Raw genomic sequence first — 14,092 nt, forward strand, 5'->3', positions numbered from 1 at the left:
GCGCCGTTCGCAAACTGCCATGGCAAAACCTCTCGCTATCGGTGATGGCGGGAGGTTTTGCTATTCTGAAGGCAGCGCTCAAGGGCGACATCGACGGCGCCACGCCCCTCGATGTCGAGGAGGATAATCTCATTCGCGCGGCGTTCGGCCGCTACGGCGGAACCGAGAAGGCGCGCGCCGACGCGATCCCGATCATTCGTCGTCTTCAGACGACGGACCGAGGCTATTGGGTCCATTGCGATTGCCGCCCCGGATTGCCGGCGCCGCCGGTGCTTGTGCCGGTGCTGGAGACCTTTCTGCGCCGGCACGTTACTGACGAATGGCCGCAGCATGCCGAAGCGTGCGAGTTTTACCGCGAGCCCGCCGAGCAGGCCGAGATCAGCGCGAGCTATCAGCCCAAGCGAAAGAACATCCGCCTGGTGCGATCCTTCATGATCGCATCGGCGGCATCGCCGATGCGGCGCGAGATCGCGTCCTCGGCCAATCGCCGGCCGCAGCTCGCGGCCTTGCTGGTGCGGCTGATGACGGAAGCGGGCTTGCAGCGGGTCGAGGCAGGCGGCTTCAAGCCACCGCCCTTGCCCGAGCAGATGCGTCCCATCTGGCCGGTGGCGCGGGAGATCCATCTCGATAAACAGGTGCGCCTGGCGGACGCGCTGTGCATGAGCGTCGCCAAGCTGCCGGCCTTGGCGGCGAATATCGAGGCGGCCAGCGACGAGACCTACCCCCACACGCGGCCGCATGGCGTGCTGCTGGTCCGCGCGCAGTCCGTGCGCGCCGGCATGCTGCGCACGCTGAACGGCGAGGAGTTGCCGGTGACGGGGAGGATGGCCGTCTTCGGGGATCGTCCGGAGGACGAACCGGGCATAGCCGTTGACGCCCGGGCGCCCTATCTCACGCTCTGCATCGTCGCCCGGCCATCGCCGGGCGCCCGGGCACAGATCACGGCGGCCTATGTTCATCCCTGCGCATCGCTCGACCGGCTGATGCTGGTCGATAGCGATGCCGAACGGCATACGCTGATGCTGTTGAAGAACTTCCAGTATGCGATGCTGAAGGGAAGTGGCTCGATCGTCACGATCGACAAGCCGATGGACAGCCTGGTTTCGGACAAATGGCCGGATGGCCGGTCACGGCCGCCGGTCATTCCGGACTTCATCGTGACGGCGCGGGACCGCGACGGCCGCGCAAAACGCGCCGTCGTCGAGACGATGGGCTATGCCGATGAGGGCTATCGGGAGCGCAAGGCACGACTGCATCCTGAGATGCAGGAGGCCGCGGGCGCAGCAAGTGTGATTAACCATGATTTTCAAATGCCGGCGCATTGGCAGCAGGAGTGGCGCGACAAGCAGTTTCGGCGTGAACTATGGCGTCAACTCGGTACGCCAAAAAATGAGGAATAGACTCTCGATCGGCCGCGCCGTGCGCAAAACGCGCCGCTATGAGGATCGTGGACGCGCTGGAGAGACGCCACGATGATTCGAACGAGCCGGCCTTGGTTCGATTGCGACCGGGAAGCCGCCCTGATGGCGATGCTGTCGGCGGGCGTTGCGGCGCCGGCCAAGGGCGAGCCCCAGGGGCTGCTTCGCCACTTCATCCCGCGTCGAGTCCGCAACGACGAATTCGCGCTGTTCTCGTCCTGCTCTGCCATGCCGCTGCTGGACTGGGCGTATGAGACCTGCGAGGCGCCCTATCATTACGTGATCAATGGCCAGGATCGTGGCGACGTTAAAAACCTTCTGGTGGAACTGAAACGCCTTTTCCATGAGAAACTCCTGAAGGCGATCTCAGCGCCGCCGGGAACGAAAATGCTCGTGGCATCGTCGCCAGCGGATGCGTTCCGGATCGCGGCGATGCTCTTTACGCTGGCGTGCGATGGAGAGCCGATGCGCTGGCTGGCGCCGAGCTTTGGCGAGCTGGGAAGTGACGTTCCTGCCGGCATGCGCGGGCACGTCGTCCGGCCTGGCGAGGATCATGGAGACGCGCTTCTGGCGGATAATATCGAGGTCGTGGAAATCTCGCTGCGCCAAGCGCGTGGCGAGTTTATCGACGACGCTGACATTGCGGAGACCTACCGTCGCCATCAACGGGCATCGGGGGGCCGATCCATCGGCCTTTTGACGTTTGGGGACGCGACAGGTGCTGCAGGTCCGCTTGCGATGCAGGCGGACATGATCGATGCGACGCAGATGCGGGTGCGCGCAAGCCGCATCGCCGATTTCCTCAAGCTCGGATATCCGACCGTGATCTCGGGCTCGACGTTCCTCGGCGGGCCGTTGCCATCTGGTGCGCTCCTGGTGCCGCCAAACACCTTCGGCGAGACGGTGATGAACCAGGCGGCTGAGCTACTGGCCGAGGATACCGGGCTGAACTGGAAGTCCGGCCTGGGGTTCTCGCGTGGTTTCGGGAACATGCTGCGCTGGATGCCAGGTCTCCATGCCCTGGAGCAATTCGTGGATCTCGGCCCGAAGGCGGATATCCGCATGGCACAGATGACGATGGAGCTGAAGGACTTCCTGGCCGAATTCCCGGATTTCGAGGGGTTCGAGAGCCGGCACATCCACCATGTCGCATTCTGCGGCCGGGATTCCGGCATCGTGCCCTTCGCCGTACGCAGGGGCAAGCGGGGCTGGATGTCGATGCCCGAGTTGATCGGGCTCTACGACACGCTGGCGGCGCAGAATGTCCTGCTGGGATTGCCGATCACGATCGGTAATCGCGCCGCATTGCGGTTATCCCTGGCGGCCGGTGATATCAGCGTCGGCAGTATCGCGCACAAGCTGGGAAGGCTGGCGGATGCCCTGGAGACGGTCGGTTTCCATAGGAGACGCCGTGTCAGTTCAGAGAGCGGCTCGCTCCTTCATGCCGCGCGGGCGACGTGTCGTCCGGACGGCATTTGCCTGCAGTAGGGAAGCGCCGGCAAATCGGGATAGCCGCCACCATCGCGCCGGAGGCCCTCATCCTCATGAAGGATCAGGATTCTGACGGCGATCTGCCGGCGGCGACCGCTGCGAAGCGAGCGGATCACCGCCATGTCCGACCGACGTGCGGCGTAGACGTTGACCCAGAAACCAGTGCCGGGATCACGCCGGGCGGCGGCGATTTCGCCATTGAGAAATGACTCGACAATCCAGGGCTCGCGGCAGGTAGGCCGACCGCGAAAGCGGTCGCGCCACCATGGATCGTCCTGGATATAGAAGATGGCGCCGGCGGGGATGATGCCGACGCGCAGCGGATTGGCGCCGCCTTGGCAGCGTTGGGCGAAATATTGGCGGATCATCGGGACCTCCGGATAAAGTTGATGGCCTCCCGCTGCGCCTGGGTGGGTGCCTGGTCGAGCTTCGCGCCACGATCGGCGCGCAGCCGCTCCATCATCTCAGGCGAGAGATCGGCGAAGGGTGCGAGGCACCGGGCCAAATCCTCAACGGTGAGGATTTCACGAGGGCGATCGGCACCGACCCAGAGGATGATGGGGTCTTCCTCGTCCTCATCATCCACCGGCCGGGAGACCTGTGCGAAAAAGGTGCTGAGCGGATTATCCCAGCCGACCGCGACGGTGTGCTGGGGGTTGCGGGCTGGGATTTCGTGACGGCTCATGGGTCATTGCTCCATGGTTGAGCTGGCAAATCGATCGCGCAGTGCAGCCACGCATCGGCACAGGCATCCGCGGCGATGGCCTCGCGCATCAGGATGTCGCTCGAATCCTGCAATAGGTGCGAGCGACGGGCGAGCTGGCGGAGGAGATTTGCTTCCCTCCGCCAGGCGTTGTTGCTGGCGAGGCAGGAGCGCCGTGTGTCACGGTAGCTCCAGGCGCATGAGGATCTCTTCGGCGCCGTAGACGCCGCTTTCCCCGCAGATTTCACACTCGTATTCCTGGGCATCGGGCTCGACGCCCTCGGCGTCGGCGCCGCAATGCAGACAGAGCCCAGGATCGTCCAGAGTGGTCAGGCGGCGGTTCGCCGCGTCCATGACGCGCTTCAGCGTCACGGAGGAATGGATCTCCATGATGTCACCTTTCGGGAGGGTAGGATTGGAAGCGCCCCCGTGCGGGCGCATGAGCACAGTGCGGCCATGCCAGACGGTTAGCGCGGCATCGTGCGAACGGCACCCGCCGGGCTCGCCGGAGCTGCTAGCGGGGTTTCAAAACCTCGATAATCTCGTGGCGATGCACGATGAAGTCGCGCCAGCCCGCGTATCCGACGAGCGGGCGACCCTGATTGTCGAAACCGCGAACAACCCGGGTCGCCATGCGATACCTGTCGCGGGTTGCGGCCTTGAACTTGATACGATCGCCGACCTTGATTTGCTTTCTCATCGGTGATCCGCCCCCCGCAATCGCGCCCAGAAGGCGGGGTCAGCCCCTGGCGTAGCCCACCCCATGAGCGAGCCATGTTTCATCGCGCTGATTTGGGCCTCGGTCGGCGGGGCCGAAAGCTTCGCGTTGAGGCATTCCGGCGAGCAAAGGGTTTGCGCCGGCCGGTAGCCATCCTCGTTCCGAAGGATGGCGACGGTCTCGCCCGAAGTCGGATGACGGATGTAGCAGATCGGCGGGAGGCCACGCGCATCGAGGTCAGGCTGCGGCATGGTGTCCTCCCTCGATCTGCAGGAGGTTCCGCAGCTCGCCTGCGAGCTGGGACCGACCCTGAGCAAATCCGGTCTTTTCGCCCTGTACGTGCCCTGCCTCGTAGGCCGAGGCCCATGACCCGATCACCGCTCTCGGCGTGAGCATGGGGAATTCGCCAGCAATAACCCCATGCCGGCGAAGGGTGACGCGACCGTCCCGGTGTGTGTCGCTGGCAAAACCCTCCGGGAGGTCCTGATCCGGCTCGATCATGCGACCCTCCTGGTATTGGTGGGCAGCGGATCGGCCAGGAATTCGAGCCGGGTGACTTCGGCATAGAGGCGGCGCAGGCGCGGCATGTAGGCGTCCTGGCAGTCGCTGGCAGCGGACAGGTAGCGGTCCCAAGTCGCCCTGTCCCAGGTTTCACGCTCGCCGAGCCGCGCGGTGCCGCCGGCAGCGCGAGCGGCGGCGCGTTCCGAGGCGCTACTCCATTCGAGTTCCAACGCGGCGATCTGCGTGCGTTTAGCGAGGATGGCATCACGGATGCGATGCGGATCGATGCCCATGGGGGCGCTCCCGGTGGAGAAGTTCGGGGCGTGGATCGGCGCAGCCGGCCGCGGCCCGCAATCAGGGCTGACCTGGTTCATGATCGGTCTCCATGATGGAGGGTTTGGGAAAGCGGCCCGGCCATCCGTTAGGACAGCCGGGCCTTGCGGATGGCTAGGCGGCGACCGAATAGGTGGACTCGTCATCCACCTCGTCCTGCGCGCTGCCGTCCTCACTCAGGTCTTCCGCCCCGTCAGCCGGCTCGGCCCCGTCCTCGCCGGCGGAGAGACCCGGCACCCACTGCCGACCGCCGACGCTTTCCGCGTCGCGCTCGGCTGCGCTGATTGCGAACACGGCGTCGGGGTAATGCCAGGTCGCCCCGGCGAAGTGCTTGACGACGCCGGCCCGTGTGTCTTTCACCCGGACCTCGACGCGCACCTGGTTGGCCGCCGCTTCCCGTTCCAGCGCCTGACGGGAGAGGCAGGACAGGAACTCGTCCGTCGCCATGCTGGGCAGGCGGAGCGAGGCGCCGATGGTCTCGCCGGCAACGCGCGCGACAAGGCCGCTATTGGACATATTCTCCCGGCAGGACAGAACCTGGGTCAGCATGTCGCGCGCAGCCGTGCGGATCACATCGTCGTCCAGCGTCAGCGTGCCGTCGGGCGACAGGCGGTCGCAGATGTCCGTGCGATCCGCGCCACCCGCGTTGAGGCCGCTCTGGACCACGACGTTGCGCCCGCCCAGGGCTAGCACCAGGAGGCCGATCAGCTTGACGTCGTCGATCGGGTCGGCCTTCAGCGCCTCGTGCAGAGCGTCGGTGCGCAGATCACCGATGATCGCCAGGCCCTTCTGGGTGACATCGGGTCGCTGGGCCTTCGGAGGAAGCTCGACGGGCGCGTCTACTTGCCCTTTGCCTTTGGTTGCCTTCTTGTCCTGGGGCATCCGGAAGGCGACGGTTTTGACCTCCGCCGTGCGCGGATCGAGGAAGTGGCCGATGCTATCGCCCTTGCCCAGCTTGCCGTAAACACGCTCCGCCTTTTTGGGCAGCGCGGCCTGGCCGTATTCGTCAACCGGGATCACGACGCCGGCCTTCGGCAGGTTGTTCTCCAGCCATTCCTGCTGGGCGCCGAAGAAGCCCTCGACATCGGTGGTGTAGCGCGTGTCCTCGTCGGCCGGCGCGAACAGATCATCCAGCCAGGTGACACCGTACTGTGCGGCGAGCACGTCATCGAACTTGGCGGCCGAGAACGGGATACGGCGTTTCGAAAGCGCGCGTGCGATGCTATACCAGGCCGCGTCTTCGTTCTTCTTGGGCTTGTGCTTCTTCCACACCTGCGCCTGCTCTTCGAGCGAGGCATTGGCGATCAGGCGCAGTTCGTCCTCGCTCGGCATGCGCCCGCGGGTCATGGCCCCGAGCATCGGCTCGTGAATGTGCGCGAGGAGCTTCACGCGACGTACGATCCGCACCGTCAACGCCAGCGCGTCGGCGATTGATTGCTCGTTCCAGCCCAGATCCTCGAGCTGCTTCACGCCGCGCCAGATATCGACGGGATGCGGCGGTGCGCGATGCGCGTTCTCCGACAGCGACATCATCTGGGTGACGCTGGCCTCGGAGTTTTTGACGAGAACGTCGATGGTCGAGAGATCCGCTTCGATGGCGGCCTTCACCCGGCGGTGGCCGACCTTGATGATCAGTTCTCCCTCGTATTCCCGGACCACGGGGGGCTGAATGATTCCGATGGCGCGGATCGAGGCCAGCAGTTCCGCATCCATTTGAGGGGGCACCGGGACAGTGCGGGTGTTGGTGGTGCTGGGCTTGAGTGTACGCGGATCGACGCTACGAAGTTCGGTCATGTTTTGATTCCTTGTGGGTTGTTCCGTCCCCCTATTTTCTCGGGAGACCCCTCCCCGCGGCTGCGCCGGGCTTGCCCGGGGCAAGGGCGAAGCCGGCTTGCCGGACGCGCGCTTGCGCGCGACCCTTGCGGCGGGCGAACCGAGCGCGGCATGCGTTCCCCCTTTTTATCGATCTCCTTCTCGCCCTGTTCAGAACAGGGTCGGTTGCTCAGGGGAAGATGTGTTGCGCGTGGTGCGCGGAGCCGGTGTGGTCAGGATCACCGGCTGGCAAGAAGGCGGCGGCGGCGCCGTCGCCTTCGTATTGCGCCTTCGATCGAGCCAGCGCCGCGCCGCCACTCGCCACAACCGAGTGGCTTTGTGGTAGCTCTATGAAGATGCTGCACACCCACTCGAAAATACTGCCCAACCGCCTACTCCGACGCGGGCTCTGGCTGGAGTACGCCACACTTGCTTGGAACGTGGTGGGCACACCGGTCATGATCGCGATGGCCATCGCGTCGAGTTCGACAGCCATGGCGGGCTTCGGGCTCGACAGCCTGATAGAGATCTTCGCCTCTGTCGTTGTCATTTGGCAACTCAAGGGCGAAGATTCCAGCAATCGTGAGCGTATTGCCCTCAGACTCATCGGGGCAGCGTTCTACCTCCTGGCGGCCTATGTGCTCATCCAATCGATCTGGATGCTCGCCAACCGCCACCACCCGGTGCAGTCGTCGCTCGGTATAGCGTGGCTCGCACTCACGGTCGTAACGATGGTGTCGCTGGCATATGGCAAGCTCGTCACAGGGCGTGCACTCGGCAACATCGTCCTGCGCACCGAGGCGCGCGTCACGATGATCGACGCCGCGCTCGCGGCCGCCGTCCTGTGCGGCGTCGGGCTGAATGCCCTGCTCGGCTGGTGGTGGGCAGACCCGCTCTCCGGACTGGTGATCGTCTTCTACGGTGTAAAGGAGGGACGCGCAGCGCTCGGCCACGTGAGGGACGGCTGAACTCGAGCCGGTCCGGAATTATGCAGGGTGAGCGGGTGCGGCTGCGGCGCCTCGCTGGTGGCGAGACGCCGCGGGTCGGTCGGCTCGACCATATGAGCTTGTGCTCGGCGTTGTCGCCCTGGACCAGGGAGGCGTAGACCGGGCCGGTGAAGGACGGACCCTCGGCGCTGCGGTCGTCTCCCTGTCTGCTTCCTCGCTTGGCGTGCTTACCCACACTCTCTGACTTGTGTGTCGAGTGTCCCGAGCCGTGGAGGGCGCATTGTCTTGTTCACACCCTGGCCTGGGGAGAGCTACTCGGAAACCTTCGCCTCTTCGGCTCTTTGCTTGGGCACAAGCTTGCGCTTCGCTTCCATCTTCACGGAAAACGCCTCCAGTATTGGCCTTAGTCCGTCCTCATCGGTCAGCGCACCGGCCTCGCTCGCGGCCACCCAACGGGTCTCGCGCTGCTCGACCTCTGGCCAAACCTTGAGCTGCCGCTTCACCGTGAGGGAAAAAACGGTAACCTCGCAGATGACGGCGCGCCCGTCCTCGTCGAGCAACTTGTTGTAGGTGAAGCGTCCGAGCGGCTTGCCGCTGATTACCCCACGTACGCCGGCTTCCTCGAATGCTTCGCGGGCCGCTGACTTCGCCGGCTTCAATCCTTTGATCGGCCACCCCTTCGGGATGATCCAGCGCCTGCGTGTACGCGATGTGAGGAGCAGAACTTCGACCTCGCCGGCTTCATTGCGGCGATATGGCAACGCTCCATATTGCACCCGAACAGTGCCGCTCTTCGACTGCTGCTTTGCGATGGATTCGTCCTCCTGGCGCTGATCTCCGTCACTGTCTCCGAGTGAAAGCCGGTTGACCACCTCTCGGCAAAGGCTCGGCGAACCGGGCGGGCAATCCCTAAGCCGGAGCCGGTGCGAGCGTCTCGATAATACGGCAGTCTGCGACCGTGCCCCGCTGGCAGCCTCCAAGCACGTCGGAAAGTTCGACGCGCAGGGCAGTCAGATCGGCGATCTTGCGTTCCACCTCGGCCAGATGCTGGCGAGCGATGACGTCCACGGCCTCGCATGACCGATCACGCTGGTCAGCGAGATCGAGGAGTTCACGGACCTGATCGATGGAGAAGCCAAGGTCGCGGGCACGCCTGATGAAACTCAGACGTCCAAGCTGCGCTCGGTCATACGAGCGGTAGTTGCCTTCGGTCCGCGCTGGTTCGGGTAGAAGGCCGATGCGTTCATAGTACCGGATCGTCTCGACCTTGGTGAGCGTCCGCTTGGCCAGTTCGCCGATGGAGAAGTCTGCCATGCCCCTTGACCCTGTAGTGACAACAGGGTCCATATAGGGCGTCACATCGGATCTGGCGAGGTGACATATGGCCGGCTGCTGCCACAACGATACGTGCTCTTCAAGCGAAGCCCAGAACAACCCGCAATGGCGGCTAGCGCTCTGGATCGCCCTCGGCATTAACGCCGGCATGTTCCTCGGCGAAATCGTTGCCGGCGTCGCCGCGGGATCTGCATCGCTCCAGGCCGATGCGATCGACTTCCTCGGCGACGCGGCAAATTACATGATCAGTCTCAGTGTTGTCGGCATGGCAATCACCTGGCGCGCGCGGGCGGCACTGCTGAAGGGCTGGTCCCTTGCCCTTCTTGCCACGGCGGTTCTGGCCTCTACCGCGTGGCATGCCTACGCAGGCAGGTTGCCTGGGGCAGACACGATGAGCATCGTCGGCGTAGTGGCGCTGTTCGCAAACGGCGGCATCGCGCTGATGCTCTACCGCTTCCGCACCGGCGATGCGAACATGCGCTCTGTATGGATCTGCTCGCGCAACGACGCGATCGGCAATCTTGCCGTGCTCGCGGCCGCTGCCGGTGTGTTCGGGACGGGCACCGCATGGCCGGACCTCGTGGTCGCCGGAGTCATGGCCATGCTCGGCATGAGCGGCGGATGGCAGATCATCCGTCAGGCGAGCGGCGAGCTGGCCGAATCGAGGCTGACTCCTGTCAGTGCTGCGGGCTGAGCCTGTGCCCACGTCGACAGAGTCCTCTACGGTGGATTCGACACCCGTCGACGCCGGGGCCGGCCGTTGAGATAAGGACCCGGCCGGCCTGTTGTTATGTTGCGATGGCTCGTGCGGGAGTGGCTTGCTCTGCCGCTGTCGCTGCCGCTCCGCGTCGTTCTCCCCGGGATGACTGTGCCCAAGCCGCCCAAACGGCCTCTCTGCAGGCTGGTCTGGCGCCGGGCCGGACCTTAGGCCCGGTCTACGCCTCTCTGGTCCAGGGCGACAACGCCGAGCACAAGCTCATCTGGTCGCGCTGACCGACCCGCGGCGTCTCGCCACCAGCGAGGCGCCGCATCCGCTCACCCCTTGGGATTATGCGGAGCATGATCAGGGTGAAATGCACGAAAATCCTCGGCTCCGTCCCGGCCACTCCGCATCACGCCTCACTCCGCATAATGCGTATTATGCGGCCGGCGCGGTTATGTGGTGCGATCGGACTGACAACGAAAAAGTCGTTCTTCTCGCTGCACTTCGTGTCGTCGTTATCGGACGTTACTCCTCACAGCTTTGGCGGGTGGCTCCCTCTCCCTTCACCGTTTTATACGGAATTTCTTGCGTCCCGTCCGTATGTCGGGTAATATCGACATATGGACACAGATCAAGCCATCCTCGCATTCTCGGCGCTCGCCCAGTCCACCCGACTGGAGGTGTTTCGGCTCCTGATGGAGCACGAACCAGACGGGCTTCCGGCCGGCGAGGTCGCGCGCCGCATGGGCGTGCCCCACAACACCATGTCGACGCATCTGGCCATCCTGACCCGCGCCGGGCTGATCGAAGCTGAGCGGCAGAGCAGGTCCATCGTCTACCGCGCCCAGCTCGAGGCGGTGCGAGGGCTCGCCGGCTTCCTCGTCAAGGACTGCTGCGGCGGCCGGCCGGAGCTGTGCGCGCCGCTGATCGCCGACCTGTCCCCCTGTTGTTCGCCACAAAAGCCATCGTCCAAGGAGGTCGCCCATGGCTGACCGTATCTACAATGTGCTGTTCCTCTGCACCGGCAATTCCGCCCGCTCGATCCTGGCCGAGAGCATTCTGCGCAAGGACGGCGGCGAACACTTCCGCGCCTTCTCAGCCGGCAGTCACCCGAAGGGCCGGGTCAATCCCTTCGCGCTGAAGGTGCTCGAGAGCTTCGACTATCCGACCGACGGTTTCCGATCGAAGAGCTGGGAGGAATTCACGGGGCCTGACGCACCGGTGATGGATTTCGTGTTCACCGTCTGCGACGACGCTGCGGGCGAGACCTGTCCCGTGTGGCCCGGCCAGCCGATGACGGCGCATTGGGGCATCCCGGACCCGGCGGCAGTCGAAGGCTCGGATATCCAAAAGGAAGCCGCTTTCGTCACCGCGTTTCGCTACCTGAAGACCCGCATCGAGGTGTTCACGGCGTTGCCGTTGAAGAGCCTCGACACGATCGCACTCGGCACGAAGCTGCGTGAGATCGGTCAGAGCGAAGGCGCAACGTTTCCACGCCCGAGCGCAGCATGAGGCAAGCCATGGACATCATTATCTACCACAATCCCGACTGCGGGACCTCGCGCAACACGCTGACGATGATCCGCAATGCCGGCATCGAACCTCACGTCATCGAGTATCTGAAGACACCACCCTCGCGAGCGATGCTCAAGCAGCTCATTGCGCGCATGGGCATCCCCGTTCGCGCGCTCCTGCGCGAGAAGGGCACGCCCTATACCGAGCTTGGCCTTGGTGATCCGAACCTGACCGATGACCAGCTTCTCGACGCCATGCAGGCGCATTCGATCCTGATGAACCGGCCGATCGTCGTAACGCCCAAGGGCGTTCGGCTCTGCCGTCCTTCCGAGGAAGTGCTCGATCTATTGCCGCCGCAGGGCGGCGAGTTCGTCAAGGAAGACGGTGAGCGCGTGGTGGACGAACACGGCCGCCGCGTTGCGACAGCATAAGGCAGCTCCATGTCCACCTTTGAACGTTATCTCACCCTCTGGGTCGCGCTCTGCATCGTGGCCGGCGTCGCGCTCGGCCATTTCATGCCGGGCGTGTTTCATGCGATCGGCGTCGCCGAGATTGCCAAGGTCAATCTGCCGGTCGCGGCATTGATCTGGCTGATGATCGTGCCGATGCTGATCAAGATCGACTTCGCCGCGCTCGGCCAGGTGAAGGAGCATTGGCGCGGCATCGGCGTCACGCTGTTCGTCAACTGGGCCGTGAAGCCGTTCTCGATGGCGGCGCTCGGCTGGCTGTTTATCGGATATCTGTTCCGGCCGTATCTGCCGGCCGCGCAGATCGACAGCTACATCGCGGGTCTCATCATCCTCGCCGCCGCGCCCTGCACGGCGATGGTGTTCGTCTGGTCGAACCTCACCAAGGGCGAGCCGCATTTCACGCTGAGCCAGGTCGCGCTGAACGACTCCATCATGGTGTTCGCCTTTGCGCCGATCGTCGGCTTGCTGCTCGGCCTCTCGGCCATCACGGTGCCCTGGAACACTCTTGTCCTGTCGGTTGCGCTTTACATCATCGTGCCGGTGATTGCCGCACAACTCCTGCGCCAGCGCCTCCTCGCGGGTGGCGGGGAACCGCGGCTGAAGGCCTTTCTCGACCGGCTGCAGCCCGTCTCGCTCATCGCCCTGCTTGCGACACTGGTGCTGCTGTTCGGCTTTCAGGGTGAGCAGATCCTGGCGCAGCCGCTCGTCATCGCGCTGCTCGCCGTGCCGATCCTCATCCAGGTCTATTTCAACGCGGGGCTCGCCTATCTGCTGAACCGGATTTCCGGCGAACAACACTGCATCGCCGGCCCCTCCGCCCTGATCGGCGCCTCGAACTTCTTCGAGCTTGCGGTTGCCGCCGCCATCAGCCTGTTCGGCTTCCAGTCCGGAGCGGCCCTGGCGACCGTCGTCGGCGTGCTGATCGAGGTGCCGGTCATGCTGACCGTCGTGTGGATCGTGAATCGGTCGAAGGGCTGGTACGAGCGCGGCCAAACAGCGCCGCGCGTCGTCAAAGAGGCGCGCTGATGCAGGCGCCCGATTTGGTGGATTTGCCGAACATCGATGCCGATGCGTTCGAGCGCCCGACGACGGCTGCGCTGATCCCAGATCCGCCGACGCACCCGCCGCGCATCCTGCTGCTGTACGGCTCCCTGCGCGACCGATCGTTCAGCCGGTTCCAGGCCCAGGAAGCCGCTCGTCTTCTCGAAGCCTTCGGCGCTGAGACTCGCATCTTCAACCCCAGCGGCTTGCCGCTTCCGGATGATGCACCCGTCGATCACCCCAAGGTCCAGGAATTGCGCGACCTGTCGGCCTGGTCGGAGGGACATGTCTGGTGCAGCCCGGAGCGCCATGGCGCCATGACGGGCATCATGAAGGCGCAGATCGACTGGATACCGCTGTCTATCGGGGCGGTCAGGCCCACCCAGGGCAAGACGCTCGCGGTCATGCAGGTGAGCGGCGGATCGCAGTCCTTCAACGCCGTCAACCAGATGCGTGTTCTCGGCCGCTGGATGCGCATGATCACGATCCCGAACCAGTCCTCAGTAGCCAAGGCCTATGAGCAGTTCGATGAGGGCGGCCGGATGAAGCCGTCGCCCTATTACGATCGCGTCGTCGACGTCGTGGAGGAGTTGGTGAAGTTCACCCTTCTGACGCGCGGCCCCTCCGCCTACCTCACCAGCCGCTATAGCGAGCGCAAGGAGGCGGCGGAGAAGCTCGGCGCGCGGGTCAAGCTGGCTGCGATCTGACCCTGGCGGTCTATTTCAAGGATCATCGAAATAGCAATTGACGGCGGGCGTTTGCTGGCAGTAAAGCTATTTCCATGAATATCGAAGAAGCAGCAAAGCAGCTCGAAGCGCTCGGCAATCCGACGCGGCTCCAAGTCTACCGGACACTGGTTCGTGCCGGTGACGGGGGGCTGCCGGTCGGCCGTCTGCAGGAGAAAATCGGGATCGCCGCCTCCACGCTGTCCCACCACCTGCACCGGCTGATCCTGACAGGTCTCGTCACCCAGGAACGACAGGTGACGACGCTGATCTGTCGGGCGAACTACCCGGCCATGAACAGCTTGGTCGGCTTCCTTGTCGACGAGTGCTGCGTCGATGCGGCCTGCACAACCGAACAAGACGGAGAGGCGGCTGCTTAA

20 protein-coding genes are annotated in these 14,092 nt (G+C 64.4%); 10 read left to right on the top strand and 10 right to left on the bottom strand.

Translation table 11 applies throughout. The features are described 5' to 3' along the window. The first annotated feature begins 44 nt into the window (after window positions 1-44). Window positions 45-1,400 (top strand): hypothetical protein, encoded by a 1,356-nt coding sequence (locus ACELLULO517_RS21895; protein ID WP_227309563.1) that lies wholly within the window; start codon window positions 45-47, stop codon window positions 1,398-1,400. A 72-nt stretch (window positions 1,401-1,472) separates the two neighbouring features. Next, window positions 1,473-2,906, top strand: a complete 1,434-nt coding sequence (locus ACELLULO517_RS21900) for a hypothetical protein (protein ID WP_227309564.1) — start codon at window positions 1,473-1,475, stop codon at window positions 2,904-2,906. On the opposite strand, the gene ACELLULO517_RS21905 is transcribed toward ACELLULO517_RS21900, so the two are convergent. The 8 genes from ACELLULO517_RS21905 to ACELLULO517_RS21940 form a co-directional block, all read right to left on the bottom strand. Further along, window positions 2,858-3,277: a hypothetical protein gene (locus ACELLULO517_RS21905; protein ID WP_227309565.1), complete on the bottom strand. Its 420-nt coding sequence runs from the start codon at window positions 3,275-3,277 to the stop codon at window positions 2,858-2,860. The genes ACELLULO517_RS21900 and ACELLULO517_RS21905 overlap by 49 nt on opposite strands. Next, a complete protein-coding gene (locus ACELLULO517_RS21910) occupies window positions 3,274-3,594 on the bottom strand; it encodes a hypothetical protein (RefSeq protein ID WP_227309566.1) in 321 nt (106 codons plus the stop codon). Before ACELLULO517_RS21910 ends, ACELLULO517_RS21905 begins: the two co-directional genes overlap by 4 nt. A 198-nt stretch (window positions 3,595-3,792) precedes the next feature. Then, window positions 3,793-4,002: a hypothetical protein gene (locus ACELLULO517_RS21915; RefSeq protein WP_227309567.1), complete on the bottom strand. Its 210-nt coding sequence runs from the start codon at window positions 4,000-4,002 to the stop codon at window positions 3,793-3,795. Window positions 4,003-4,126: 124 nt separating this feature from the next. Beyond that, complete coding sequence (locus ACELLULO517_RS21920; protein WP_227309568.1) at window positions 4,127-4,312, bottom strand: hypothetical protein; 186 nt, start codon at window positions 4,310-4,312, stop codon at window positions 4,127-4,129. After that, window positions 4,309-4,581 carry a hypothetical protein gene (locus ACELLULO517_RS21925; protein ID WP_227309569.1) on the bottom strand — a complete coding sequence of 91 codons (273 nt, stop codon included), beginning with the start codon at window positions 4,579-4,581 and terminating at the stop codon, window positions 4,309-4,311. The genes ACELLULO517_RS21920 and ACELLULO517_RS21925 overlap by 4 nt, the downstream gene beginning before the upstream one ends. Further along, window positions 4,568-4,831, bottom strand: coding sequence for a hypothetical protein (locus ACELLULO517_RS21930; protein ID WP_227309570.1), 264 nt, complete (start codon window positions 4,829-4,831; stop codon window positions 4,568-4,570). Before ACELLULO517_RS21930 ends, ACELLULO517_RS21925 begins: the two co-directional genes overlap by 14 nt. Further along, window positions 4,828-5,205, bottom strand: a complete 378-nt coding sequence (locus tag ACELLULO517_RS21935) for a hypothetical protein (protein ID WP_227309571.1) — start codon at window positions 5,203-5,205, stop codon at window positions 4,828-4,830. The genes ACELLULO517_RS21930 and ACELLULO517_RS21935 overlap by 4 nt, the downstream gene beginning before the upstream one ends. 73 nt (window positions 5,206-5,278) lie before the next feature. Then, a complete protein-coding gene (locus tag ACELLULO517_RS21940) occupies window positions 5,279-6,958 on the bottom strand; it encodes a ParB/RepB/Spo0J family partition protein (protein ID WP_227309572.1) in 1,680 nt (559 codons plus the stop codon). 368 nt (window positions 6,959-7,326) lie between these two features. Here ACELLULO517_RS21940 and ACELLULO517_RS21945 point away from each other — a divergent pair, with 368 nt between their 5' ends. Beyond that, the gene (locus ACELLULO517_RS21945; protein WP_227309573.1) at window positions 7,327-7,944 is read left to right on the top strand and encodes a cation transporter; all 618 of its coding nucleotides are present in this window, start codon (window positions 7,327-7,329) and stop codon (window positions 7,942-7,944) included. 290 nt (window positions 7,945-8,234) lie between these two features. Here ACELLULO517_RS21945 and ACELLULO517_RS21950 read toward each other — a convergent pair whose 3' ends face one another. Both ACELLULO517_RS21950 and ACELLULO517_RS21955 read right to left on the bottom strand, forming a co-directional pair. Then, entirely contained in the window at window positions 8,235-8,795 is a 561-nt protein-coding gene (locus tag ACELLULO517_RS21950) for an NUDIX hydrolase (RefSeq protein ID WP_227309574.1), read from the bottom strand. Between the two features lie 37 nt (window positions 8,796-8,832). Beyond that, entirely contained in the window at window positions 8,833-9,237 is a 405-nt protein-coding gene (locus ACELLULO517_RS21955) for a MerR family transcriptional regulator (protein ID WP_227309575.1), read from the bottom strand. A gap of 67 nt (window positions 9,238-9,304) precedes the next feature. Between ACELLULO517_RS21955 and ACELLULO517_RS21960 the strand changes: the two genes are divergently transcribed. From ACELLULO517_RS21960 to ACELLULO517_RS21990, 7 genes are all read left to right on the top strand, one after another. Continuing rightward, on the top strand, window positions 9,305-9,952 hold the full coding sequence (locus tag ACELLULO517_RS21960; protein WP_227309576.1) for a cation transporter: 648 nt from the start codon (window positions 9,305-9,307) through the stop codon (window positions 9,950-9,952). 629 nt (window positions 9,953-10,581) lie between these two features. Then, window positions 10,582-10,953: an ArsR/SmtB family transcription factor gene (locus ACELLULO517_RS21965; protein ID WP_227309577.1), complete on the top strand. Its 372-nt coding sequence runs from the start codon at window positions 10,582-10,584 to the stop codon at window positions 10,951-10,953. Further along, entirely contained in the window at window positions 10,946-11,473 is a 528-nt protein-coding gene (locus ACELLULO517_RS21970) for an arsenate reductase ArsC (RefSeq protein WP_227309578.1), read from the top strand. Before ACELLULO517_RS21965 ends, ACELLULO517_RS21970 begins: the two co-directional genes overlap by 8 nt. Window positions 11,474-11,481: 8 nt before the next feature. Further along, entirely contained in the window at window positions 11,482-11,907 is a 426-nt protein-coding gene (gene arsC / locus ACELLULO517_RS21975) for an arsenate reductase (glutaredoxin) (protein ID WP_227309579.1), read from the top strand. Between the two features lie 9 nt (window positions 11,908-11,916). After that, window positions 11,917-12,972 (top strand): ACR3 family arsenite efflux transporter, encoded by a 1,056-nt coding sequence (arsB, locus tag ACELLULO517_RS21980; RefSeq protein WP_227309580.1) that lies wholly within the window; start codon window positions 11,917-11,919, stop codon window positions 12,970-12,972. Then, entirely contained in the window at window positions 12,972-13,694 is a 723-nt protein-coding gene (arsH, locus tag ACELLULO517_RS21985; protein ID WP_227309581.1) for an arsenical resistance protein ArsH, read from the top strand. Before arsB ends, arsH begins: the two co-directional genes overlap by 1 nt. Before the next feature lie 74 nt (window positions 13,695-13,768). Beyond that, window positions 13,769-14,092, top strand: a complete 324-nt coding sequence (locus ACELLULO517_RS21990; RefSeq protein WP_227309582.1) for an ArsR/SmtB family transcription factor — start codon at window positions 13,769-13,771, stop codon at window positions 14,090-14,092.

It is taken from the genome of Acidisoma cellulosilyticum, from assembly GCF_020621385.1.
Lineage (GTDB): Bacteria > Pseudomonadota > Alphaproteobacteria > Acetobacterales > Acetobacteraceae > Acidisoma > Acidisoma cellulosilyticum.

Coding starts and splice junctions, on each gene's coding strand:
- ACELLULO517_RS21990 (WP_227309582.1), top strand. CDS start 13,769: ATGAATATCGAAGAAGCAGCAAAGCAGCTCGAAGCGCTCGGCAATCCG.
- ACELLULO517_RS21895 (WP_227309563.1), top strand. CDS start 45: ATGGCGGGAGGTTTTGCTATTCTGAAGGCAGCGCTCAAGGGCGACATC.
- ACELLULO517_RS21935 (WP_227309571.1), bottom strand. CDS start 5,205: ATGAACCAGGTCAGCCCTGATTGCGGGCCGCGGCCGGCTGCGCCGATC.
- ACELLULO517_RS21915 (WP_227309567.1), bottom strand. CDS start 4,002: ATGGAGATCCATTCCTCCGTGACGCTGAAGCGCGTCATGGACGCGGCG.
- ACELLULO517_RS21940 (WP_227309572.1), bottom strand. CDS start 6,958: ATGACCGAACTTCGTAGCGTCGATCCGCGTACACTCAAGCCCAGCACC.
- ACELLULO517_RS21965 (WP_227309577.1), top strand. CDS start 10,582: ATGGACACAGATCAAGCCATCCTCGCATTCTCGGCGCTCGCCCAGTCC.
- arsB (WP_227309580.1), top strand. CDS start 11,917: ATGTCCACCTTTGAACGTTATCTCACCCTCTGGGTCGCGCTCTGCATC.
- ACELLULO517_RS21955 (WP_227309575.1), bottom strand. CDS start 9,237: ATGGCAGACTTCTCCATCGGCGAACTGGCCAAGCGGACGCTCACCAAG.
- ACELLULO517_RS21900 (WP_227309564.1), top strand. CDS start 1,473: ATGATTCGAACGAGCCGGCCTTGGTTCGATTGCGACCGGGAAGCCGCC.
- ACELLULO517_RS21970 (WP_227309578.1), top strand. CDS start 10,946: ATGGCTGACCGTATCTACAATGTGCTGTTCCTCTGCACCGGCAATTCC.
- arsC (WP_227309579.1), top strand. CDS start 11,482: ATGGACATCATTATCTACCACAATCCCGACTGCGGGACCTCGCGCAAC.
- ACELLULO517_RS21925 (WP_227309569.1), bottom strand. CDS start 4,581: ATGCCGCAGCCTGACCTCGATGCGCGTGGCCTCCCGCCGATCTGCTAC.
- ACELLULO517_RS21905 (WP_227309565.1), bottom strand. CDS start 3,277: ATGATCCGCCAATATTTCGCCCAACGCTGCCAAGGCGGCGCCAATCCG.
- ACELLULO517_RS21920 (WP_227309568.1), bottom strand. CDS start 4,312: ATGAGAAAGCAAATCAAGGTCGGCGATCGTATCAAGTTCAAGGCCGCA.
- ACELLULO517_RS21945 (WP_227309573.1), top strand. CDS start 7,327: ATGAAGATGCTGCACACCCACTCGAAAATACTGCCCAACCGCCTACTC.
- ACELLULO517_RS21930 (WP_227309570.1), bottom strand. CDS start 4,831: ATGATCGAGCCGGATCAGGACCTCCCGGAGGGTTTTGCCAGCGACACA.
- ACELLULO517_RS21960 (WP_227309576.1), top strand. CDS start 9,305: ATGGCCGGCTGCTGCCACAACGATACGTGCTCTTCAAGCGAAGCCCAG.
- ACELLULO517_RS21910 (WP_227309566.1), bottom strand. CDS start 3,594: ATGAGCCGTCACGAAATCCCAGCCCGCAACCCCCAGCACACCGTCGCG.
- arsH (WP_227309581.1), top strand. CDS start 12,972: ATGCAGGCGCCCGATTTGGTGGATTTGCCGAACATCGATGCCGATGCG.